Below are 21,841 nucleotides of genomic sequence, written 5' to 3'. Positions count from 1 at the left end.
AATTCAGTCTCATGACCAGCTGTTTTCCGCCTGTAGTCTGATTTATTGCGCTGATCCCTCTGATACATTAGAGTCAACAAATCAAATTGAACTTCGGAGGATTGTCCGTGAATGAAACGTTTATTTCGTAATCGAAATTTTTCTATCCTTTTTATCGGTCGGTTAATCACCAATATCGGTGACAGTATGTATTACATCGCAGCCATGTGGCTCGTCTACAAGCTGGGAGGTTCCGCTTTCTACTCAGGACTTGCAGGCTTTCTGACGATGCTGCCGCAGTCGCTTCAATTCATCACAGGTCCCATTGTCGACCGCTGCTCAATAAGAAAGCTGCTCATCGTAACACAAGTTCTTCAAGCCATTTTATTGAGCTTGATTCCAATTGCCTATTATTGGCATATGCTCTCGGTAACGCTCGTTCTTATTGTCATGCCACTCGCGGCTTGTTTAAATCAAGTTTCCTTTCCTGCAGAAAGCGCACTCATCCCGCAAATTTTGTCCAAAGCGCTGCGTGTCCGTGCAAATTCACTGATGGCTGTCGCCCAGCAAGGAACGGATGCCGCGTTCAATGCAATTAGTGGTGCGCTGGTTGCACTCGTCGGGGCAATCGCCTTGTATTCTGCCGACATTCTTACTTTCTTTATTGCAGCACTACTTTTTTCAGCATTAAAGCTGCACCATGCTCCATTAGATCAAAAAACACTTTCCCTTAAAGAACAAGCAAACCATTATTTCATTGATCTTAGAGAAGGCTTTCAGCTCGTTTTTCATTCGTTTCTTGCAAAAATCCTTGTGGCAAGTGCCATCACAAATTTTGTTTTTGGTGCGATGATGGCTTCACTACCTGCGTATTCAGACACAATCGGAGGAGCAAAAACTTACGGTCTCTTGCTTGCCGGCATGTCCATTGGCAGTCTGATTGGTGCAGGATCTGCCGGGCTTTTTGAGCGTTTTGCTTTCGGCCATCTGATGATTGCCGGCTACACACTCGGCTTTCTATGCTGGCTGACTTCACTGTTCGTCCCGGTTCTTTCATTAAAAATCATTCTTTTCTCTTCCAGCATGATACCAATTGGCTTAACAAACGTACTCAGCTTTGCCATGATGCAAAATATCATTCCGCAACACCTCATGGCGCGATCTATATCGGTTGTAGCGAGCATCTCCTCGTGCATCATGCCGATTGGCTCACTGATTGGCGGCGCACTGAGTGCACTCCTTGGTGCGCGTCTGGTGTTTGCATCGGCAAGCATCAGTCTCTTATTTCTCGCCCTCTACATCTTCATAGTACCCATTCTGCGTCGTATCCCGGCAATTCATCAGGTTCAACCGGAGAAATACGGGTTTCATTCGCTCGCCGCTGATGAGAAATGATCGTATCTCAAAATTTGATAGAAAAAGCAGCATGCACATCGCTCGCATGCTGCTTTTTCATTGGTGAATCAGCTGATCACCAATATGACGGATAATCTGGCTCCGACTTACCAAGCCAACGACATGTCGTTCATCATCAACAACCGGGATCTGTTTGATGTGGTGGTGGGAAAGGATGCGTAATACAGCGTCAATGTCTTGCTCTCTTCTAACCGTTTGCACATTCCTTTTTTTCATAACGCCGTTCACCTGCAGATCAAGCAAGTCTTTTAATTTATCTTGTGATATTTCGACATCAATGGCTTCTATCAAAGAATAAAGATCATAGATTGTTTTCTGTTTCGGCATCATCTTTCTCAAAACATCACCGTCACTAATGTAACCGACCAACTGATGGGCAAAATTAACGACAGGCGCACCGCCTATTTTGTGGTCAATCATAAGCTTAATGAATGCTTTCAGCGAATCTGTTTCAGTAATGGTTACGACATGGTTCAGCATTAATTGTTCCACAAGCATGGCTGCCGCCTCCTTATCATAAAACCACTGATCTCCTTCTTTATTATAACATATAAATGTAAGCGTTTTATACGTTAAACTGACTTAGCACGCTCAATCGAATGACTTTCCCTCTGGGTGTTAAAGTTGCGCACACGCAAAGCTACGGCCTGTTTCACCGAGACAGTTAAAAAGAATCACAGCCGGAAGCACGGTAAGCAGCAGCAACAACGTTTTAAAACTGGCATAGTCATCTTCTTCAAGAATATAGTAATTTATGGGCAATCCTCATAAGGAGATGACATTCGGAAATGGACGTGTTAAAAGTTTCAGCAAGATCTGTACCTAACTCTGTTGCTGGTGCCCTTGCACATGCAATGAGGGAACAAAAATCAGCAGAAATACAGGCGATTGGCGCAGGAGCATTAAATCAAGCAGTAAAGGCGGTTGCCATTGCCAGGGGATTTGTTGCTCCTAGCGGGCTCGATTTAATCTGCATTCCTGCGTTTACGGATATTCTGATCGATGGCGAGGAACGGACGGCGATTAAGCTAATTATTGAGTCTAGATAGACCGCTCAGCTCATGACTTATTTTTCATGAAGCACACAATCTGTTTATGCCCATAGAAAAAAGCATGCAGCATTGCATGCTTTTTCATTTGTGCCTTTGATGTTTCTTTCGTACAGGTATTTAGTCAAAAAATAAATGATCGTCATTAATTAATAGGCGTTTAATGTCAGTTGCTTTTCCTGTTTTATCATCAATCTGAATGAGGACCGCGCCAAGCTGACCCGCACCCTCTTCACTCTCAAACCGGACCGGCATTGCCGTAACAAAGCGTTTGGTTACTGCTGCACGCTGCACGCCAATAATTCCATTATACGGACCGGTCATCCCGACATCGGTAAGATAGGCTGTGCCTTGTGGAAATATGCGCTCATCGGCTGTCTGGACATGGGTATGTGTTCCTACAATTGCCGAGATCCTGCCATCTAGATACCAGCCGAGCGCGAGTTTTTCACTGGTCGTTTCCGCATGCATATCAACAAAGATGATCGGCGTTTTCTTACGTGCTTCGTCAATCAGTTCGTCTGCGATACGGAACGGATCATCGAGCGCGGGAAGAAAAACGCGTCCTTGAAGATTAATGACCGCCACCTGACGATTGTGCGGCAGATGAATGTAACGAATTCCTGTTCCTGGAGTACCTTCGGGAAAATTAGCCGGTCGGACCAGCTGTTTTGCCTCATCAACAAATTCTAAAATTTCGCGGTTATCCCAAGTATGGTTGCCCATCGTCAGCATATCTGCTCCCGCCTCAAGCAGCTTATGATAGATTTTTTTCGTTAAGCCTTTGCCATGTGCTGCATTTTCTGCATTTACAATGGTTACGGTTGGTTGAAACTTATTCTTCAATTTCGGTAGGTAGTCCTCAATCATTTGCCTACCGGTTCGTCCATACACGTCGCCAACAAATAATAATTTCATCATTCACGCTCTTTTCTTCTAGTAAAACCTTATCTTTTTTGATTGAGAAAAACCAAGCTGTGCTTAGTCCTTTATCTCCAGCCATATGTGAGGGGCTCGTGTCTTTTCGGTGCTGAATCACCGCTTGCCGCGGGCGCCAGAGTACCTCCGCTTTGATTCTTAGCCAAGACACTGGTCTATTGGGTACTACCGCAGGATGCGGTGGTTTTCGCGTTGCAACAGGAGGTATGTGCACTTAGCGAAAGTTCCTACTTCCAATCTTGTACTTTTCTAACCTATAAAAGAGGCGGCAATCTGCCGCCTCTTTCATTTTGCATATTCTACAGCGCGGGTCTCGCGAATGACCGTTACTTTGATATTGCCCGGATAATCGAGTTCATTTTCAATTTTCTTCGTGATATCACGAGCCAATTGAAACGATTTCGCATCATCGACAAGATCCGGTTGAACAATAATTCGTATTTCGCGTCCAGCCTGAATCGCATACGATTTTTCAACACCCTCAAATGATTCAGAAATTTCTTCTAATTTTTCAAGGCGGTGAATATAGGCTTCAAGCGTTTCTCGACGAGCTCCAGGCCGTGCCGCAGACAGCGCGTCAGCAGCCGCTACGAGTACCGAAATGATCGATGTCGCTTCAGTATCTCCATGGTGTGAAGCAATGCTGTTAATGACAACCGGGTGTTCTTTGTATTTTTGTGCCAATTCAACACCGATTTCAACATGACTGCCTTCGACCTCATGATCAATCGCTTTGCCAATGTCATGCAATAAACCGGCCCGTCTTGCCAGATTCTCATCTTCACCCAGCTCAGCTGCCATCATTCCTGAGAGGAAAGCAACTTCCATTGAGTGCTTCAGTACATTCTGACCATAGCTGGTGCGATAATGCAGTCGTCCGAGAATCTTGATCAGATCCGGATGCAGGCTATGAACGCCGACTTCGAAAGTGCTTTGTTCACCATAATCACGAATCTTCTCATCAACCTCATGGCGTGCCTTCTCGACCATTTCCTCAATACGAGCCGGATGAATGCGTCCGTCTTGAACAAGCTTTTCCAAGGCAATGCGCGCAACCTCACGTCGAATCGGGTCGAATCCTGATAGGATAACTGCTTCCGGTGTATCATCGATAATTAAATCAATACCCGTTAAGGTTTCCAGTGTTCGAATGTTACGCCCTTCGCGCCCGATAATCCGGCCCTTCATCTCATCATTCGGAAGATTCACAACCGAAACCGTTGTTTCAGTTACATGATCAGCAGCACAACGCTGAATAGCTAGAGAAAGGATGCTCTTCGCCTTTTTTTCTGCATCTTCTTTCGCTTTCGATTCGATGTCTTTAGCGAGTTGTGCAGCCTCATGAGCAGTTTCCTGTTTGACTTGATTCAAGATAAGCTCTTTCGCCTCATCATTGGTCAAACCGGAAATCCGTTCCAGTTCAGACTGCTGTTTATGCAGTGCTTCCTCCACTTTGCTTTCCATCTCTTCAATTTGTCGACGTTTCTTGCTAAGCGTTTCCTCCCTTTTTTCCAATGATCTTTCTTTATTATCGAGAGATTCACTTTTTCGATCGAGCAGATCTTCTTTCTGCACGAGACGGTTTTCCAACCTCTGGAGCTCATTACGCCGATCACGCGCTTCGTTTTCGGTTTGATTTCTGAGCGTATGAATTTCGTCCTTCGCTTCCAGGAGTGCTTCCTTTTTTAAGGATTCTGCATCTCGATGAGCATCCTCAACGATCTGGTGTGCTGCAGTCTCAGCAGACGCAATTTTCGCCTCGGCAATGTTCTTTCGGATGTAATAGCCAACAAACAGACAAACGACAGAGATCAGTAGCGCAATGGAGATGATCACAACAATCGTGAATGTCATCATTTCACCTCCTTGCTTTTCCATATCGTCATTAGGTAAAGCAGATACGTTTCCTTTTGAATGATGCTTAACAGAGAAACGATAGGTAAGAGGTTTTTCACTTGATATTCCCATACAATTTTCAAACAGTACGAACCGCTTGAAAGGAAAATGGAAACTTAGCTCACTCTCTTTGTCGTTCTTTTAAGCATTTTCATGCGAAAAGTTTACATAATCAAGTAAATAGTAACTTTTTAGTTACAAGATCATTGTATAATTGCCCATTTAGGTTGTCAACCTTGCGCATTTGGAATCCGTGCAGTGGATTCATTTTGAGATAACATAACAAAGATCACAGGTAAGAAAATCAGGCTATTACTTCCGCAGGACGCGGTTATAAACCGTCAATTTTGTACCTGACTGACGGGCACTGCAGCTGCTCACTTGTCGCGTGGGCGCACCACGAGCCTCCTCAGACAGTCAGGAATCTGCGGGGTCTCGTTGGCACGCATCAACTAAGCGCGATCCCGCAGGCGCCAGAGTACCTCCGCTTTGATTCTCGGTCAAGACATGGGTCTATGGGTTTGAAGACGGGGCCAAATCTTGTACTTTCCTTACCTGACCTGTAAAAAAAGTGCCTGAAACCGGCACTCGTTTAAGCAAGTTGTTTATTCTTTGGTTGGAAGCGTTGCTGCTTCATCGGCAGTTTCATCCGCCGTCTCATCCAGATGATAGTGAACACGAATTTGATGTTTAATATCTTCTTTAACCGGTTCATTTTCTTTCAAGTAAAGCTTAGCATTTTCGCGCCCTTGGCCAAGGCGTTCTTTATTGTAGGAATACCAGGACCCGCTCTTTTCAACGATATCAAGGTCTGAACCAATGTCCAGAATTTCACCCTCTTGAGAGATTCCTTGTCCGTACATAATATCAACTTCCGCTTGTTTAAACGGAGGTGCTACCTTGTTCTTGACAACTTTAATACGTGCCCTGTTTCCGACAATATCATTACCAATTTTCAACGTTTCTGCGCGGCGTACTTCAAGACGAACAGACGCATAAAACTTAAGCGCGCGTCCACCCGGCGTCGTTTCAGGGTTTCCAAACATAACGCCGACTTTCTCACGAATCTGATTAATGAAAATTGCCGTTGTTTTTGATTTGCTGATTGCGCCGGACAGCTTTCTTAGCGCTTGCGACATAAGACGTGCTTGAAGCCCAACATGCGAATCGCCCATTTCGCCTTCAATTTCGGCCTTTGGTACTAAGGCAGCCACCGAATCGACGACAATAATGTCCACTGCTCCGCTTCGAACAAGTGCTTCTGCAATTTCGAGGGCCTGTTCCCCTGTATCAGGCTGGGAAAGGAGCAGTTCGTCAATGTTTACGCCTAAATGTTCTGCGTAGACCGGATCAAGTGCATGTTCTGCATCGATAAAAGCAGCTTGTCCACCACTCTGCTGCGCTTCAGCAATCGCATGTAGCGCAACCGTTGTTTTACCTGAAGATTCAGGTCCGTAAATTTCAATGATGCGGCCGCGCGGATAACCGCCGACACCCATTGCTATATCTAAAGCCAAGGAACCGCTCGATACTGTCGATACACGCTGTTCCGGCCGTTCTCCTAATCTCATAATTGATCCTTTACCAAACTGCTTTTCAATCTGGCGAAGTGCGCTGTCTAGTGCTGCCTTGCGTTCATTTTTTTCAGCCATAACCGCGATTCATCTCCTTCAACATTCTTTTTATCATCATACATTTTTTCAAGGATAAGCACAAGTGTTCTAGCGAATGTTTATTCGCCCTTTTTTTAATGATTTAAATTTGGAAGCTTCTGCAAGTGTCTTCTTACAAGGTCATAACCGGTTTTTGTTGATTGAATTCTAATTTTACGCCGTGATCCATTAAATTGAAACCGATAGCTCTGAGTTCCTTCCTGATCGGACAGTCCGATATATACGGTTCCAACTGCTTTTCCTTCACTCTTATCGGGCCCCGCAACGCCCGTAAAAGACAACCCAAGATCAGCATCGCAAAGTATTCTGACTGAAGAAGCCATTTTTTCCGCACAAGCAGCACTGACCGCGCCGTCCGTATTAAGAATGGATTCAGGTACATGAAGCACTTGATTCTTCACTTGATTTGTATAGCAGACCACGCCGCCGTTCAACACAGAAGAAGCGCCAGGGTAAGCCGCCAGCCAATCGGCAGCCATCCCCCCGGTCAGACTTTCAGCAAAAGCAATCGTTTTCTTCTGATTACGCATCAGTTGAAACACAATTTGCGGAAGTGAATCATCATCATATCCATAAAGATAGACACCAACACGAGCAGCGATTTTAGCCTCGATTTGGTCAAGCATTGCCTCTGCTGCATCTTTCCGGGCATGTTTCGCCGTCAACCGCAACGTGACTTCGCTTTCCTTTGCCAACGGCGCAATCGTCGGATTTGACTGGGCATCGATTAAATCAAGGATTTTTGTTTCCAATTGAGATTCGCCGATCCCAAAAAAGCGCAGAACACGAGATTGAATATGTTCTTCATTATGTGTGGACAACCAGCCGCGTGCGAAATCAAGAAACATCGGTTTCATTTCTGAAGGTACGCCGGGCATCAAAAGATAGATATGCTTTTTTGTGTCAACAATCATGCCTGGCGCCATCCCATGACGATTAGGCAGCACATGGCTTCCGTCAATAATCAGTGCCTGCTTTTTATTATTTTCAGTCATTTCACGTCCGGTGACTTGAAAGTAGTGAACAATACTGTCCATGGCCGCCTGATCCGTGACGAGCTTGCGTCCGAGAACACGCGCAACAGTCTCCTTCGTTAAGTCGTCCTTCGTTGGGCCCAATCCGCCGGTAAAAATGAGCAGGTCCGCCCTGTTCTCCGCATTTTTGATGACATCGATCATGCGCGCCTCATTGTCGCCGCATACGGTATGAAAGAAAACATCGACGCCAAGTGCGGCGAGCTGTTCCGAAATAAACTGCGCGTTCGTATTGGCAATTTGCCCGAGTAAAAGTTCAGAACCGACCGCAATGATTTCCGCATTCATGAGCAAGAACCCCTATCCTTGTTTTTCGCAACTCGTAATCTCTTATTTATTATCAAACACAGATACCTGCTTGCGCAAGTTATTTCGATCGAAAAACAAGTTCACGATTTTTATAAAAATAATCCACTCCGGAAAAGACGGTCAGGAACACAGCGATCCAGAGAATGATCTGGTCAAGTGGAAATCCATGGATACCAAAAGGAACATTATTGAATAAAAAGAGAATAATGGCGACCATTTGTGAGAAAGTCTTCCATTTTGCAATTTTACTTGCCGCAATGACTTCACCTTCTTCAACGGCAACCAGTCGCAAACCTGTTACGGCAAATTCTCGTGCCAAGATAAGAATGACCATCCAAGAAGCCATTCTTCCGATACCGACAAAAGCGACAAAAGCGCTCATAACAAGCAATTTATCCGCAAGTGGATCCAGTAATTTTCCAAAATTGGTGACCAAATGATATTTGCGCGCCAGTTGCCCATCCAACCAATCTGTAAACGAAGCAAGCATGAAAATAACCGCAGCAAGCAGCTGGGCAACCGAAAGATGATAATTTCCGGAATCAATCGCCCCAAGCGGCATCGGTACAAGCAGCAGAATTAAAAAGACAGGAATCATAATCATTCGTGCAACAGTTAATTTATTCGCGATATTCATCGATCGGTCATCCCTTCATCGTCATCTCATGATAAAAACAGTCTTACACTCAAAAAAAGTGAGCCGCCTTTATCGGCCGGCTCATGATGAATAAATCATTTGCTGAAATTAATGATCATGGTTTGCACCGTGCTCTGAGACGGGATAGCAACTTTTTTTCCATTAATCTTCAACTCTGTACCTGGTGCATTGCCAAATTTCAGTGACAACGACTGTACTTTGGAGGCATCAAAGTGATACGATTCTTGCCCCGTTTTTGATGCAGTTCCCTCTGCAATAGTTTGTCCCGTTTGATTGTCTTTTGCCTGAAACCAAGCTTGATTAGCTGTAGCAGCCGTAACGACTACATCAAATTTCTCCGTTCCAGATAGTGTATAGGTGGTTATGTTGCCTTCTTGTTTATCCTTTTTCAAAGTTTGTTCTGAAGACGTGTCCGAAGATTCAGTTGATGAGGAATCCGATGTATGTGACTTCGAACTGCTTTGAGAAGTACTGTCCGCTTTATATTGTACCGAGTTCGTATTGTTCTGGTCGGATGGCGAAGTCGGCTGATGTCCGGCGAACTGTGTCACTAGGATGTAGATAATCATCACACCAATTAAAACAAAAACAACAATAATTGCTTTATTGATCAGTGATGACCAATTATTCACCCGCACTGCACTGCGGCGAAGCTTTTTTGGTGCCTGTTCATTTTCGCTGCCATCCGGAGGCGTTACACGCGTTTCGATATGCTGACGCTCAACCTTTGGCATATCACCCGGATACTGTTCCGCCAGGCTTTTAAAGTCTAAGCCCACCGACTCAGCATAACTCTTGATAAAAGCTCGCGTATAAAACTCTCCTGGAAGCTGGCTGTAATCACCCTTCTCAATTGCTTCAAGGTAGCGTTTTTGAATTTTTGTTATCTTTTGGAGATCATCAAAGGATAAACCTTTCTGTTCTCGGGCTGTCTTCAGTTCTTGACCAAGTTCACTCAAAACTAACACCTGCCAATAGAAATTAAATAAAGCGATAAGCTCGAATTCGGCTACCGTGTCCGCTCATCATCCATCAAATCGATCAATCGGCCATGTCCGTTCGGTTTAAGCATGATTGCTCATCATCAATGCAAACCATTCGAATCCAACGATCTTCGAGATTTTTCTTATCCAAACAACGGATAAACGGAGCTGCATTCACTTTCTTACGTGCGAAACCATCATTTCGATTGTCAAACTTGCACTGAATCCCTCTTTTTCTCTATGTGCAACACGATCTGGAGATATAGGAAAGCTCCCTTTTCTAGCGTGCATTGCCTAATTATATGTATTTCGTAATCAAGATACCCTATTTTGCCGTTGGAAGGGAAAAAATCCTAACTACCAGGCCTAACACCGGATACCTTGAGATAATTTTTCAGTCACGTTCGAACCGAATCCCATGGAAGCAGCATCTAGACGCGCCACAGATCTTATGAGCACGACTAAGATGGCCCCTAAATCGGTCCAGCCCAGTTCAATGTGAACTGTTGTAACGTAAAATCTTTTGAATCCCTTTTTAGACATCTCTGATAATCCATACGCTGTTCACTATTAATATTATCATAACTTAGCACTTTTAACGATAAGATCCATTAAAAAGCAGAAGAATAAATTTCCATACATTATGCGCATGGATTTTGATTGACAGTAAGCCTCAAACGGCTGATGTTCCCCTATTTTTAGGCCATACAAATGACTAACAGTACCATGCACCATTTATCGATATGATTTGGCCATTAATGTATTCAGCAGAAGGACTCATTAAAAAATTGATGAGCGACGCAACTTCTTGCGGTTTGGCCATTCGCCCCATCGGAATCTCATCCTCAACCCGTTTGAGGTCTTCTTCAGAGAACACATCCATCATTGGCGTGTCCACCGCACCCGGCGCAACAGCGTTTACCGAGATCCCGCTTGGAGCCGCTTCCTTGGCCAATGCCTTTACAAAGGCATTCTGACCGCCTTTGACCATGGAATAAAGCACTTCTGTTGCCGCACCTTCCAGACCCCAGATGGATGAAACCATAAGGATCTGTCCCCTTTTGTTATGAATCATCGGCTTAATCAGTTGTTGAAGTAATCGAAATGGACTGGTTAGCTGAAGTTGAATGGTTTGTTTAATCACTTCATTGGCAACATCCTGAAACAAGTTAATCTCACTATTCCCGCTTGCGTAGACAACGCCGTCAATTGGTTGGTCAAGTTGTGCCATCAAGCATTCCGGACCTTTTTCATCCGAAAGATCCGCACAAACGAGAAGAAAAGCCTGATTTGGAAACCTTTCTCTCAGCTCCTGCTGAAGTTCTTCCGCTTTCTCTTTTGAGGAATAATAATGCAAATACAATGAGGAACCCGATGCAGCTAGCGCACGGGCTGCCGCGCTGCCAATGGCCCCACTGGCACCCGTGATTAACAGCGTGTTCATGGTCATCACTCCGTTTCCTTCATCTTCCGCTCACTTCGTCGCTTTGTTTTGGCACGAGCACCGTGCGCGGCTTACTTCCCTCATAGGGACCGACGACATGCCGTTCTTCCATTGCGTCAATTAATCGTGCAGCACGTGTATAGCCGATTCGGAAGCGTCGCTGAAGCATTGAGACGCTTGCCGTCTGCATGTTGACAACAAGCTGAACGGCATCGTCATAAAGCGCATCGTCCACGTCGTTATGCGCTTGTTCCGGCTGATCTGCCGGAATCATATCTTGTTGATAGTTTGCTTTTTGTTGCCCAACGACATGGTGAACCACAGCTTCAACTTCCTGATCCGACAAAAAAGCACCTTGTATCCGCACGGGCTTTGAAGCGCCGATTGGAAGGAAAAGCATATCGCCTTTTCCCAGCAATTTCTCAGCACCTCCTGAATCCAGGATTGTTCGGGAATCCATCATTGATGAAACGCTAAAGGCAATCCGGGAAGGAATGTTTGCTTTAATTACGCCCGTAATGATGTCGACCGATGGCCGCTGCGTTGCAATAATTAAATGAATCCCTGCTGCCCGCGCCATTTGTGCCAGTCTGGTCACCGTTTCTTCCACGTCTTTCGATGCAACCATCATCAGATCGGCAAGTTCGTCAATAATGACAACAATATAGGGCATAAGCGGTTGCTTTTCTTCATGTTCCTTGTTGAATTTGCGCACCGCCTCATTATAGCTCTCCAAATTGCGCGTCCCGCTTTCAGAAAACAGCTCATAGCGCCGTTCCATTTCACCAAGAACATTTTTCAAGCCCAGTGCAGCTTTTGCAGGGTCCGTAACGACCGGCGTTAATAAGTGCGGAATCCCATTGTATACATTCAATTCAACCATTTTCGGATCAATCATAAACAGCTTCACTTCACTCGGTTTTGTTCGCATGAGCAAGGTAATAATAATCCCATTGATGCAAACACTTTTTCCGCTGCCGGTTGCCCCGGCAACAAGCAAGTGTGGCATACGATTTAAATCGGCAAGTATCGGTTCTCCGGAAATATCGCGTCCAAGCCCAATGGTCAGTTTGGATGCGGCACGCTTTGCATTGGATGACTCCAGCACCTCACGAAGACAGACCATCGCCACTTCCTGATTTGGGACCTCGATGCCGACTGCTGATTTTCCGGGGATTGGCGCTTCAATACGAATATCCTTGGCGGCAAGCGCTAGCGCGAGGTCATCACTCAAGTTGAGGATGCGGCTAACCTTAACACCCGCCTCAGGATAGACCTCATAACGCGTGACCGCCGGACCTAAATGCACCTCTTTAACCGTCGCACGTACACCGAAACTCTCAAACGTCCGTTCCAATGTGCGCACATTTTCAGCGATATGGCTACGTTCGCTTTTCTGTGCGTTATTTCCCGGCATGCGCAGGAGCGACAGGGGCGGCAACTGATAGTCTTCATTCTCTACGGGCATTTGTGAAAAATCAGGCGCCTGGATGTCTTCATCGCTCTTCTCAGACGGTGACAGTAATTCTTCTGCCGACATTTGTTCTGTTTGATTCATTGCCGTTTCATTGAAATCATGGATCTCCGGCTCTGGCGCCCTCTCAGATTCATGTAGCGGCGGCGCGTCGACAGGCGGTTTCTCATTGTTTGTTTCGTTCTGTTGTTTCTCATCCGCCTTCATTTTTTTCTTTTTTGCCCGATTATCTGAAAATGTTTTAAATGAGCTTGTCCAATGTGCAGCACTCGTTTTTATTGAGTGAAGAAATCCGTCAACGATTTTTCGGACGAATGATCCAATTGAATGTCCCGTAATCAGGATTGCGGATACAAGAAACAAAAAGAACGTCATAAAGTAGGTTCCTGTTGTAGAAAAAAGATAATAAAAAAAGGCAAAGCCAATCGCACCAATTAAGCCGCCGCCAAGTCCTTGACTAGGAATTGCCCCGGATAATTCGCCTTTAAAAAGCAGAAATGTATTGACAATGACTGAACGGTTTTGCCAAGTGTTAACCGTAGAAAGCGCCTCAAATAAACGAACATGACTGATTAAAAGCATGGTAAACATCAATAAATAAATGCCGCATAGTCTTCTTGTAAAAAACTCTGGTTGTTTGCGAAACAGCACATAATAAACGGAGAGCACAAGGAAAAAAAGCAGGAAGAGTACCCACAGATTTCCGGTGAAGAGACGTGCAGCTTCTTTAATCACTTCACCAGCTGCACCCAAGCTGCTAATCCCTATGCAGGTTAACGCAAACATACATAGTCCGCCGATCTCATAAATCAGCGTGGTCTTCCAACCAATGCTTGTGCGCGTTTTTTTCTTGCTTCGTTTCTTCTTTGCCATGATTCCCCTGCTCCTCATTTCATTCTCATAGAATCTCTGTGTCGTACTTGCTATTTTTAATTTACTCTATATGTCTGTTTTTAGCAAAAGACGATCGTAGGCGATCCATGCGTCTCCTTCACACCATCCAGAGCCCTGCGTCTTAAAATCAGTTAACGATTGGTTCAACATAAAGCCCCCTAAAGTTGAATTTTTATCGTCCAACTTTAGGGGGCTCATTCAATGCTGCAAACCTGGTTTTAAAATTCCATGATAATTGGCAATATCATTGGACGGCGTTTGGTTTTATCAAAAAAGTAGCGACTGAGCGAATCTCTAATTCCGCTTTTTAGCGATGACCATTCAGATACATGTTGTGTAAGCGATTTAGACAACACATTGGAAACGATATGATTAGCTTGATCTAAAAGATCTTCTGATTCGCGCACATAGACAAATCCGCGCGTAATGATTTCCGGCCCTGCAAGGATTCTTTTCGTTCTACGTCCCAAGGTAACGACAACAATCACTGTTCCGTCTTGAGAAAGGAGACGGCGATCTCTTAAAACAATATTTCCTACATCACCGACTCCGAGTCCGTCAACCAGCAATTGGCCCGCCGGCACTGAATCCGCTGACCGTGCTGCACCTTTGCTGAACTCGACAACATCGCCTTTATCCAGCAAAAAAACGTGGCTTGGCTGCACGCCCATTGATTCAGCAATTTCCTGATGAGCTTTCATCATTTTGAATTCGCCACCAATGGGGATCACATACTTCGGTCGCGTCAATTGAAGCATCAATTTAATATCTTCTTCTGACCCGTGCCCTGAAACATGGACGTCTTTGCCAAATACTACACGTGCACCTTGACTCATTAAACGGTCAATGGCATTCGTTACAGCTTTCTCATTACTTGGGGTTTGTGATGCAGCATAGATAATCAGATCATTTTCTTTGAGTCTCAATTTTTTATGAAGATGATCGGCAAGATTTGACATAGGTGTCAAAGGATCGCCGTCAGAACCGCTTGATAAAATCGCAAGTTCTTGAACCGGGCATTTTAGCGATTTCTCCCAATTCAATAAAAGATGCTGCGGTATTTTCAAAAATCCCTCGCGTGCAGCGATTGAAATGACCCGTTCTAGATATTTTCCATCAATCGCTACTTTGCGATTATGATGGTCACAGGCATCAAAGAACTGCTGAATACGGTATATATTGGTCGCGTGAATCGTGACAATCACGCGTCCTTCCGCAGAATAAAGAATATGATTCAGCTTATCACCGATGATCGAATCGGATGGGGTTTTGCCCGGCAATTCCGCACGTTTACTGTCGGAAAGCAAGCACAGAACGCCTTTGTCTCCAAATTCGGAGATTTTACTGACATCGGTTCGAACGCCTCCAACTGGGGTAAAGTCAAATTTGTAGTCCCCTGTATGCACAATATAACCTTGTGCCGTTTGGATTGCATAACCGATTGAATCCGGCACACTGTGATAAGTTCTGAAACAGTCAATGACACAGTGTCCTGTTTTAATGCGCTTGTCCGGATTAACGGTACGGAATAAATCCTTCGGGAAACTAACACCGACTCGTCGAAGACTTTCCCAAACCAATGCAAGTGTAAAACGTGTTCCATAAACCGGAACTCTCAGTTTTCGCAACAAATACGGGAGTCCACCAATGTTCGCTTGGTGTCCGTGTGTCAGATAAATCCCCTTAATCTGATCACTCCGTTCGACTAAATACGAAACATCCGGTATTACAGTATCGACGCCAAGCATATCTTCATGTGGATGCATCAATCCTGCATCAATAATATAAATGTCATTTTCAACTTCAATGACCGTCATATTATTTCCAATTTCACCAACGCCGCCCATTGCATAAATTTTCACGCTGTCTTTCTTCTTAGCATGCTTCAATGGGCATTCCTCCTATAAAGTTGAGCAGTCATCGCTATTGACCCGAACTAATCATTGCCTTTATTATACCCAATACCTCTACTAAAGTACAATTATTTCGCAATGATTCCGAATACGGATCGCATCATTGCATTACTTTGTTTCGCATAATTTTGTTTGATTAAGCAAATCGTGTGCAGACTCAACCGCTGCTATCCGCATTGCTTCAGTCAACTGCTCAATATGGAGACTTGGTGATTCACTATTTTTAATTTGTTCCGATAAATAGGGCACATGAATAAAGCCGCCGATAATCGGTTTCTCGAATTTTTGCAATCCATGCATCAGGTTGTAAAAAACATGATTGCAAACAAAGGTGCCGGCATCTTCCGAAAGTTCAGCCGGAATATTCATGTGTTGTATCGCGCTGACGATCTCATTCAACGGCAAGTCGGATGCATAACGCTGAGGACCGTTTTCACTAATTCTCTGTTCTTTTATAATGACTCCGTCGTTATCCGGTCTTTCCGAATGAATTCTGTTCACTGCAAAACATTCCGGTGTAATTGCTTTGCGGCCGCCTGCTTGTCCGACTGCAATAATAATATCCGGACAAATGACACGTGCTGATGCCAGAAGACGTTCTGCTGCTTCATTGTAAGTCACGGGCAATTTGGTGGCAAAAAGCTCAATTGATTCCCCCGTCTGCATCCCATCCAAACGCCTTACCGCTTCCCACGAAGCATTCCACTTGCTTCCTCCAAATGGCGCGAAACCGCTCAACAATACTCTCATTTCCAATTCCTCCAGTAAAAAATAAAAAGGCGATTTAAGCGGATTTATCCGCCTTCTCACCTTTTTTTCATTTTCATTTATTTGTAATACCTAAACGAGAACTTTTCTTAAATGCATGATAGACATTCAGCAATGACTCAAGCTCTTGATCTGTCAGTGCAACCATTGGCAGTCGAACACCGCCAACGCGAAGCCCAAGATGATTAAGAAGCGCTTTCACTGGAGAAGGACTCGGTGCAGCGAACAATTCGCGCATTAACGGGAGCATCATTCGATGTTTTGCAGCCGCCTCTTTAACCCGTCCCTGACTATAATCCTCCATCATCTGTTTCATTTCTGGAGCAATCACATGCGACGCGACCGAAATTACGCCATGCCCGCCAATCGATAGAATAGGCAGCGTCAATCCATCATCCCCGCTATAAAGATGGAATTGATCATCCGTACCGTTAATAATTTCAGCCATTTGATCTAAATTCCCGCTTGCTTCTTTAACCGCCACAACATTATCGATTTTCGATAGTTTAATAATTGTTTCTGCGTCAATGTTTACTTTCGATCGGCTTGGGATATTGTAGATAACGACAGGAACGGCCACCTGATCGGCAATCGCTTTATAGTGTGCATAGATTCCTGCTTGATTCGGTTTATTATAGAATGGTGCAACAGCCATAATTGCGTCGACACCTAAGTTCGCCGCCTCTTTCGAAAATGCTACAGACAACTCTGTATTATTCCCGCCGGTACCGACGATTACTTTAATTCTCCCGTCCACAACCCGAACGACATGCTCAAATAAAGCTAATTTTTCATCATGGGACAACGTTGGTGATTCTCCCGTTGTACCGGCCACCACAACCCCATCTGAACCGGTTTTTATTAAGTGCTCTAAAAGCACGGTTGTTTGATGTAAATCCACTTTTCCGTTTTTATCAAAAGGGGTGACCATGGCTGTCAATAATCGCCCAAAATCCATTTTTCTCACTCCTGTTTCGGATGTTGCAAAGCTGATCCGTCTTTTTCATTTTCTAGATGGAATGCTTTGTGAAGCGCATTAACCGCTTCATTCATCTTCGTTTGCTTTACCAAAACCCAAATCGTATTGTGCGAGTCGGCCGATTGTAAAATCCGGATGCCTCGCTCCGTTAATGCATTGACGATTCGTGAGGCCACTCCAGGTTCACCGGCCATTCCGGCACCGACCGCTGAAACTTTTGCACAGCCGGTCTGTACTTCAGGAACATGGCCTTTTGCACGAAGCACACGTACCGCGCGTTCCGTAGTTTCTGCACTCACTGTGTAAACAACACCGCTAGGACTAATGTTAATAAGATCGACACTGATGCCGTTTTCTGCCATTGTCTTGAAAACCTTAGCCTGCAAATCATACTCATTTTTGCCTGCACGCACACGGATTTGGGTCACGTTTCGTACATAGGTAATCCCCGTTACTGGTCGTTCAGCCAAGTCCTGTCCCCGTCCGGTACGATTCACAGCGGTCACTAACGTCCCAAGGCCGTCCGACAGAGTGGAACGGATATGGATTGGCACCTTGGCGGTCATTGCAATCTCCACCGCTCGAGGGTGGATCACTTTTGCTCCTTGGTAGGCAAGATTGCATACTTCATTGTAAGTAAGCAGCGACAGTTGTCGTGCGTCACTGACAATTCGGGGATCCGCCGTCATCACGCCGTCAACATCCGTGAATATATCGATCCATTCAGCGTCCAGTGCAGCGCCAAGTGCAGCAGCCGATGTGTCGCTTCCTCCACGTCCGAGCGTCGTGATCTCGCCATCAGCTGTACTTCCTTGGAAACCAGCAACAACAATCACATCATTTGTTTCTAGCCGCTTTATCAGCGAATTTACCTTCATCTCGACAATTTTTGCTTCATTGAAACTGCGGTTGGTTCGAAAACCGGCTTGAGCACCTGTCATCGCTTCCGAATGCAGCCCTGCTTGTTTCAAAAGATTTGAGAAAACGACCATTGATATGGTTTCACCGCAAGACATTAAAATATCTTTTTCGCGCGGCGAACACATCGTACCGCTCACCAGTCCAAGCAGAGTATCCGTAGCATACGGATCGCCTGAACGTCCCATCGCCGACACAACGACAACCACTTTATATCCCTTGCTTACAGCGTGCCGCACATGCTGAACGGCACGCTGTCTCATTTGTTCCGTTTGTACGGATGTTCCGCCAAACTTTTGAACAATGATTTTCACATTTGTTCACCCTTTCGCATAAGGGAGATCTCGAAACAATTTCTGTGCCGACACGAATCAAAACTTCACTAAACCAAGTTTTAGAAGTCTTTCCGCTATCTGTACCGAATTCCAAGCAGCACCCTTCAGCAAATTGTCCGACACAATCCATAAGTGGAATCCGTTGCTTACATCAGGATCCCGGCGAATTCGACCGACGAAAACCTCTTTTTTACCCGATGCAGAAGCCGGCATTGGATAAATCTGATGTGCTGGATCATCTTGCAAGATGACTCCCGGTGCATCTGCCAACAGCTTTTTCAAATCTGATGCAGAAACATCGGTTTGGTCGATTTCAATATATACGGACTCGCCATGACTGATACTTACAGGCACACGCACGCAAGTCGCGGAAACTTTGATCTCCTGATCATCCATAATTTTTTTTGTTTCATTGATCATTTTCATTTCTTCAAACGTATAATCATTTGGTTGGAACAAATCAATTTGCGGAATTGCATTAAATGCCATTTGAAAATGTTTTTTGTCGCCTTTAACCGGCATAATCGCTGCTTCCGGTTTCTTTCCGTCCAAGACCTGACGAGATTGTTCTTCCAATTCAGCGATTGCTTTCGCTCCCGCTCCGGACACCGCTTGGTAAGTTGAGACAATAATCCGATTTAAGCCATAGGCTTGGCGAATGGGCTCAAGTGCAGCAACCATTTGAATGGTTGAACAGTTTGGATTGGCGATAATGCCATGATGCTGAGCCAACGCCTTTTCATTCACTTCGGGAACGACAAGCGGAACCTGCGGATCCATACGAAACGCACTCGTATTATCGACAACAATTGCGCCGCGTTTCGCTGCTTCAGGAGCAAGTTGCTTTGAAACAGATCCGCCTGCGCTGAATAACGCGATATCTATATGCTCAAATGATTCAGGCTTTGCTTCCTCAATCGTCCATGATTTTTCACCAAACGTAATGGATTTTCCTGCTGAACGTGCGGATGCAAGCGGCAAAAGCGATTTCACAGGCAGCGGCGAACCTTCCAACATCTGAACCATTCGGGTTCCAACGGCACCGGTTACGCCGACAACCGCCACATTTAAACCTTCTGACTTAAGCAAAACCATCTCTCCTCTATATCACTCAATAGATTTTCCTATCATTATATTATCATTTGAGGCTTAAAGAAAAGGACTATTCGAAAAAATGTCCTTTTTTACCGAAAAATACAGTTTTATTTTATCACAATTACATATAGAGAGAAGCAGGTATTATTTGTTTTTTGCTGATTTTTCAACTAAGATTGGCTGATTTTGTTTTCCAAGAATGGCGTGTTCAACGGTTTCAACAAGCAAATCCATATGCGATACAAGGGAATTCGGCTTTTTTATCGGATCATCTTGACCGAACGGAATAAAATAAATATTTTTTGCGACAATTAATTTAGCAATATTTTGTAAATTAAGCCCTAAACCATCATTAGTCGAGATGCCGAGCACGACAGGGCTTCCATTGCGCAAGGTTGCTTTTGCGGCCATCAGGACCGGCGAATCCGTTTGTGCGTTGGCGAATTTGCTCATCGAGTTCCCGGTCAGTGGTGCGATAACCATGCAATCCAGTGGTGTTTTCGGCCCGTACGGTTCCGCTTCAACAATCGAATCAACCACTTTTTTTCCGCTTATATCTTCAAACCTGCTGATCCAATCGCTTGCCTTGCCAAATCGCGTACTGGTTGTTTTAACCGTATAGGTGACAAATACTGAGACATCACAACCTGCTTCAACCAGTTTTTCAATCTGAGGGACAACTTGACTATAGGTACAATGAGAGGCCGTAATGCCAAAGCCAATATGTTTGCCTTTAAGACTCATGATTTATCCTCCTTTGAAAAATTATCGAGCAACAGATCCGCCAGCACATTTGCAATAACTCGCCCCGCTGTCTTGGGGGCAACCATTCCCGGAAGCCCCGGCGTTATAATTGCTTTGATTCCTCGTTTTTTTGCGAAGCGGAAATCCGTTCCCCCCGGGAGCGATGCAATGTCCATGATAAAACTGCTAGCAGGCATGCGCGACAATACTTGACTTGTCAGCACTAAAGCAGGAATTGTATTGATACATATTTCATTGTCTTCTACTTCTTTTTCTAAGTCTTTTAGGTAGAAGCCTTTGACTCCCATTTCAATCGCACGCGCAATTTGCGCCGGATTTCTTGAACCGACTTTCACATGTGCACCGAGCGCATGAAATGCGCGTGCAACGCTCATGCCGGTACGTCCAAGACCAAGGACGATAACATTTGCATCATGTATCGTGATATCAGTATTTTGAATGACCATCATCAGCGTGCCTTCTACCGTAGGAATCGAATTGTAGATGGCCACATCGTCTCGTGCAAATAGCTTAACTAACCCGCGACCGGTTTCCGCGACAAGTTGATTCAAATAACGGGTTGTGATTCCCGAATAAATAACGCAATGTTCCGGAGTCTTTGCCACCCATTCCTTTGTCAACTTAACCTTTTCATTTGAGAAGGTCGTCTCAACAATTCCCTCTTGACTGGTTCCGCTCACAGGTAGGATAATGCTATCAACAGTTCCAGGGTTAATTTCATCCATTGTGACTTTCGAAGCACCGTTAAAATTTCGATCCAGCTGATCAAAACCGACAAGCGACAGATGAGCATCAAGCGCGATTAATTTGTTAATGACTTCAATCTGCCGGGCGTCCCCTCCCATGATCACAATATGTCTGTTCGTCAGCATCAACGTTCCCTCCGCTTGGCTATTTTCTATAAAAATTCAATTTGCGCATAGCCGTATTTTCCTTCAACACTTTATGGTATGACGAATACCCAGTAGTGTGATTTCATTTCGTGTAGGTAAGAAAAACCGGGCAAAATACGCCCGGTCCTTAATTTCCAACCATGTATGATGGTCTCCTGTCTTTTCGGTGCTGAATCGCCGCTTCGGTTACTCGCTTGCCGCGGGCGCACCGCGAGTCTGCGGGGTCTCGCTGGCACGCTGTTCCCGCTGGCGCCAGAGTACCTCCGCTTTGACTCTTGGCCAAGACACTGGTCTATTGGCTTGAAAACAGGGCAAAATCATGTACTTTCTTTACCTGTAAGAAAAACCGGGCAAAAAGCGCCCGGTCCTTACTTCCGCCTTCCATTCGGGCTTTGTTCATCACCTTGTGCACAAACGACACTCCAGC

At 45.0% G+C, this 21,841-nt stretch carries 18 protein-coding genes; 2 read left to right on the top strand and 16 right to left on the bottom strand.

The genetic code is table 11. From position 1 onward, the window contains the following. The first annotated feature begins 111 nt into the window (after nt 1–111). Entirely contained in the window at nt 112–1,374 is a 1,263-nt protein-coding gene (locus tag AA84_RS0101555) for an MFS transporter (RefSeq protein WP_028975738.1), read from the top strand. A gap of 57 nt (nt 1,375–1,431) precedes the next feature. Here the strand turns inward: AA84_RS0101555 and AA84_RS0101550 are convergent, their stop codons facing one another. After that, nucleotides 1,432–1,893: a CBS domain-containing protein gene (locus AA84_RS0101550; RefSeq protein WP_028975737.1), complete on the bottom strand. Its 462-nt coding sequence runs from the start codon at nt 1,891–1,893 to the stop codon at nt 1,432–1,434. Nucleotides 1,894–2,183: 290 nt separating this feature from the next. On the opposite strand from AA84_RS0101550, the gene AA84_RS0101540 reads away from it, so the two are divergent. After that, complete coding sequence (locus AA84_RS0101540; protein ID WP_010023072.1) at nt 2,184–2,444, top strand: stage V sporulation protein S; 261 nt, start codon at nt 2,184–2,186, stop codon at nt 2,442–2,444. 120 nt (nt 2,445–2,564) lie between these two features. Here AA84_RS0101540 and AA84_RS0101535 read toward each other — a convergent pair whose 3' ends face one another. From AA84_RS0101535 to dpaA, 15 genes are all read right to left on the bottom strand, one after another. After that, a complete protein-coding gene (locus AA84_RS0101535; protein ID WP_028975736.1) occupies nt 2,565–3,362 on the bottom strand; it encodes a TIGR00282 family metallophosphoesterase in 798 nt (265 codons plus the stop codon). Between the two features lie 306 nt (nt 3,363–3,668). Further along, the gene (gene rny, locus AA84_RS0101530) at nt 3,669–5,237 is read right to left on the bottom strand and encodes a ribonuclease Y (RefSeq protein ID WP_028975735.1); all 1,569 of its coding nucleotides are present in this window, start codon (nt 5,235–5,237) and stop codon (nt 3,669–3,671) included. A 647-nt stretch (nt 5,238–5,884) separates the two neighbouring features. Then, complete coding sequence (gene recA, locus AA84_RS0101525; RefSeq protein ID WP_028975734.1) at nt 5,885–6,931, bottom strand: recombinase RecA; 1,047 nt, start codon at nt 6,929–6,931, stop codon at nt 5,885–5,887. A 95-nt stretch (nt 6,932–7,026) separates the two neighbouring features. Continuing rightward, on the bottom strand, nt 7,027–8,274 hold the full coding sequence (locus AA84_RS0101520; RefSeq protein WP_028975733.1) for a competence/damage-inducible protein A: 1,248 nt from the start codon (nt 8,272–8,274) through the stop codon (nt 7,027–7,029). A gap of 79 nt (nt 8,275–8,353) precedes the next feature. Further along, a complete protein-coding gene (gene pgsA / locus AA84_RS0101515) occupies nt 8,354–8,932 on the bottom strand; it encodes a CDP-diacylglycerol--glycerol-3-phosphate 3-phosphatidyltransferase (RefSeq protein WP_028975732.1) in 579 nt (192 codons plus the stop codon). Nucleotides 8,933–9,027: 95 nt separating this feature from the next. Continuing rightward, nucleotides 9,028–9,921 (bottom strand): helix-turn-helix domain-containing protein, encoded by an 894-nt coding sequence (locus AA84_RS0101510; RefSeq protein ID WP_223362482.1) that lies wholly within the window; start codon nt 9,919–9,921, stop codon nt 9,028–9,030. A 730-nt stretch (nt 9,922–10,651) separates the two neighbouring features. Continuing rightward, nucleotides 10,652–11,380, bottom strand: a complete 729-nt coding sequence (gene ymfI, locus AA84_RS0101505) for an elongation factor P 5-aminopentanone reductase (RefSeq protein ID WP_028975730.1) — start codon at nt 11,378–11,380, stop codon at nt 10,652–10,654. A 19-nt stretch (nt 11,381–11,399) separates the two neighbouring features. Then, entirely contained in the window at nt 11,400–13,727 is a 2,328-nt protein-coding gene (locus AA84_RS0101500) for a DNA translocase FtsK (protein WP_028975729.1), read from the bottom strand. A gap of 239 nt (nt 13,728–13,966) precedes the next feature. Further along, nucleotides 13,967–15,595 carry a ribonuclease J gene (locus tag AA84_RS0101495; protein ID WP_051577739.1) on the bottom strand — a complete coding sequence of 543 codons (1,629 nt, stop codon included), beginning with the start codon at nt 15,593–15,595 and terminating at the stop codon, nt 13,967–13,969. 174 nt (nt 15,596–15,769) lie between these two features. Further along, nucleotides 15,770–16,411, bottom strand: coding sequence for a pyroglutamyl-peptidase I (locus AA84_RS0101490; RefSeq protein WP_051577734.1), 642 nt, complete (start codon nt 16,409–16,411; stop codon nt 15,770–15,772). A gap of 73 nt (nt 16,412–16,484) precedes the next feature. Further along, nucleotides 16,485–17,387, bottom strand: a complete 903-nt coding sequence (gene dapA / locus AA84_RS0101485; RefSeq protein WP_028975726.1) for a 4-hydroxy-tetrahydrodipicolinate synthase — start codon at nt 17,385–17,387, stop codon at nt 16,485–16,487. Nucleotides 17,388–17,392: 5 nt separating this feature from the next. Continuing rightward, nucleotides 17,393–18,640: an aspartate kinase gene (gene dapG, locus AA84_RS0101480; RefSeq protein WP_028975725.1), complete on the bottom strand. Its 1,248-nt coding sequence runs from the start codon at nt 18,638–18,640 to the stop codon at nt 17,393–17,395. Nucleotides 18,641–18,697: 57 nt separating this feature from the next. Further along, on the bottom strand, nt 18,698–19,756 hold the full coding sequence (locus tag AA84_RS0101475) for an aspartate-semialdehyde dehydrogenase (RefSeq protein WP_028975724.1): 1,059 nt from the start codon (nt 19,754–19,756) through the stop codon (nt 18,698–18,700). Between the two features lie 144 nt (nt 19,757–19,900). Next, nucleotides 19,901–20,500: a dipicolinate synthase subunit B gene (gene dpaB / locus AA84_RS0101470; protein ID WP_028975723.1), complete on the bottom strand. Its 600-nt coding sequence runs from the start codon at nt 20,498–20,500 to the stop codon at nt 19,901–19,903. Then, on the bottom strand, nt 20,497–21,393 hold the full coding sequence (gene dpaA / locus AA84_RS0101465; RefSeq protein ID WP_028975722.1) for a dipicolinic acid synthetase subunit A: 897 nt from the start codon (nt 21,391–21,393) through the stop codon (nt 20,497–20,499). The genes dpaB and dpaA overlap by 4 nt, the downstream gene beginning before the upstream one ends. Between the last annotated feature and the right edge of the window lie 448 nt (nt 21,394–21,841).

It is taken from the genome of Sporolactobacillus terrae DSM 11697 (assembly GCF_000648615.1).
Lineage (GTDB): Bacteria > Bacillota > Bacilli > Bacillales > Sporolactobacillaceae > Sporolactobacillus > Sporolactobacillus terrae.
The sequence above is the reverse complement of the archived record's forward strand: the minus strand, read 5'-3'. Positions and strand labels throughout refer to the sequence as shown.

Excerpts from the sequence above, each read along its gene's own strand:
- AA84_RS0101555 (WP_028975738.1), top strand. The coding sequence starts at position 112 with ATGAAACGTTTATTTCGTAATCGAAATTTTTCTATCCTTTTTATCGGT.
- AA84_RS0101550 (WP_028975737.1), bottom strand. The coding sequence starts at position 1,893 with ATGCTTGTGGAACAATTAATGCTGAACCATGTCGTAACCATTACTGAA.
- AA84_RS0101540 (WP_010023072.1), top strand. The coding sequence starts at position 2,184 with ATGGACGTGTTAAAAGTTTCAGCAAGATCTGTACCTAACTCTGTTGCT.
- AA84_RS0101535 (WP_028975736.1), bottom strand. The coding sequence starts at position 3,362 with ATGAAATTATTATTTGTTGGCGACGTGTATGGACGAACCGGTAGGCAA.
- rny (WP_028975735.1), bottom strand. The coding sequence starts at position 5,237 with ATGACATTCACGATTGTTGTGATCATCTCCATTGCGCTACTGATCTCT.
- recA (WP_028975734.1), bottom strand. The coding sequence starts at position 6,931 with ATGGCTGAAAAAAATGAACGCAAGGCAGCACTAGACAGCGCACTTCGC.
- AA84_RS0101520 (WP_028975733.1), bottom strand. The coding sequence starts at position 8,274 with ATGAATGCGGAAATCATTGCGGTCGGTTCTGAACTTTTACTCGGGCAA.
- pgsA (WP_028975732.1), bottom strand. The coding sequence starts at position 8,932 with ATGAATATCGCGAATAAATTAACTGTTGCACGAATGATTATGATTCCT.
- ymfI (WP_028975730.1), bottom strand. The coding sequence starts at position 11,380 with ATGAACACGCTGTTAATCACGGGTGCCAGTGGGGCCATTGGCAGCGCG.
- AA84_RS0101500 (WP_028975729.1), bottom strand. The coding sequence starts at position 13,727 with ATGGCAAAGAAGAAACGAAGCAAGAAAAAAACGCGCACAAGCATTGGT.
- AA84_RS0101495 (WP_051577739.1), bottom strand. The coding sequence starts at position 15,595 with ATGGGCGGCGTTGGTGAAATTGGAAATAATATGACGGTCATTGAAGTT.
- AA84_RS0101490 (WP_051577734.1), bottom strand. The coding sequence starts at position 16,411 with ATGAGAGTATTGTTGAGCGGTTTCGCGCCATTTGGAGGAAGCAAGTGG.
- dapA (WP_028975726.1), bottom strand. The coding sequence starts at position 17,387 with ATGGATTTTGGGCGATTATTGACAGCCATGGTCACCCCTTTTGATAAA.
- AA84_RS0101475 (WP_028975724.1), bottom strand. The coding sequence starts at position 19,756 with ATGGTTTTGCTTAAGTCAGAAGGTTTAAATGTGGCGGTTGTCGGCGTA.
- dpaB (WP_028975723.1), bottom strand. The coding sequence starts at position 20,500 with ATGAGTCTTAAAGGCAAACATATTGGCTTTGGCATTACGGCCTCTCAT.
- dpaA (WP_028975722.1), bottom strand. The coding sequence starts at position 21,393 with ATGCTGACGAACAGACATATTGTGATCATGGGAGGGGACGCCCGGCAG.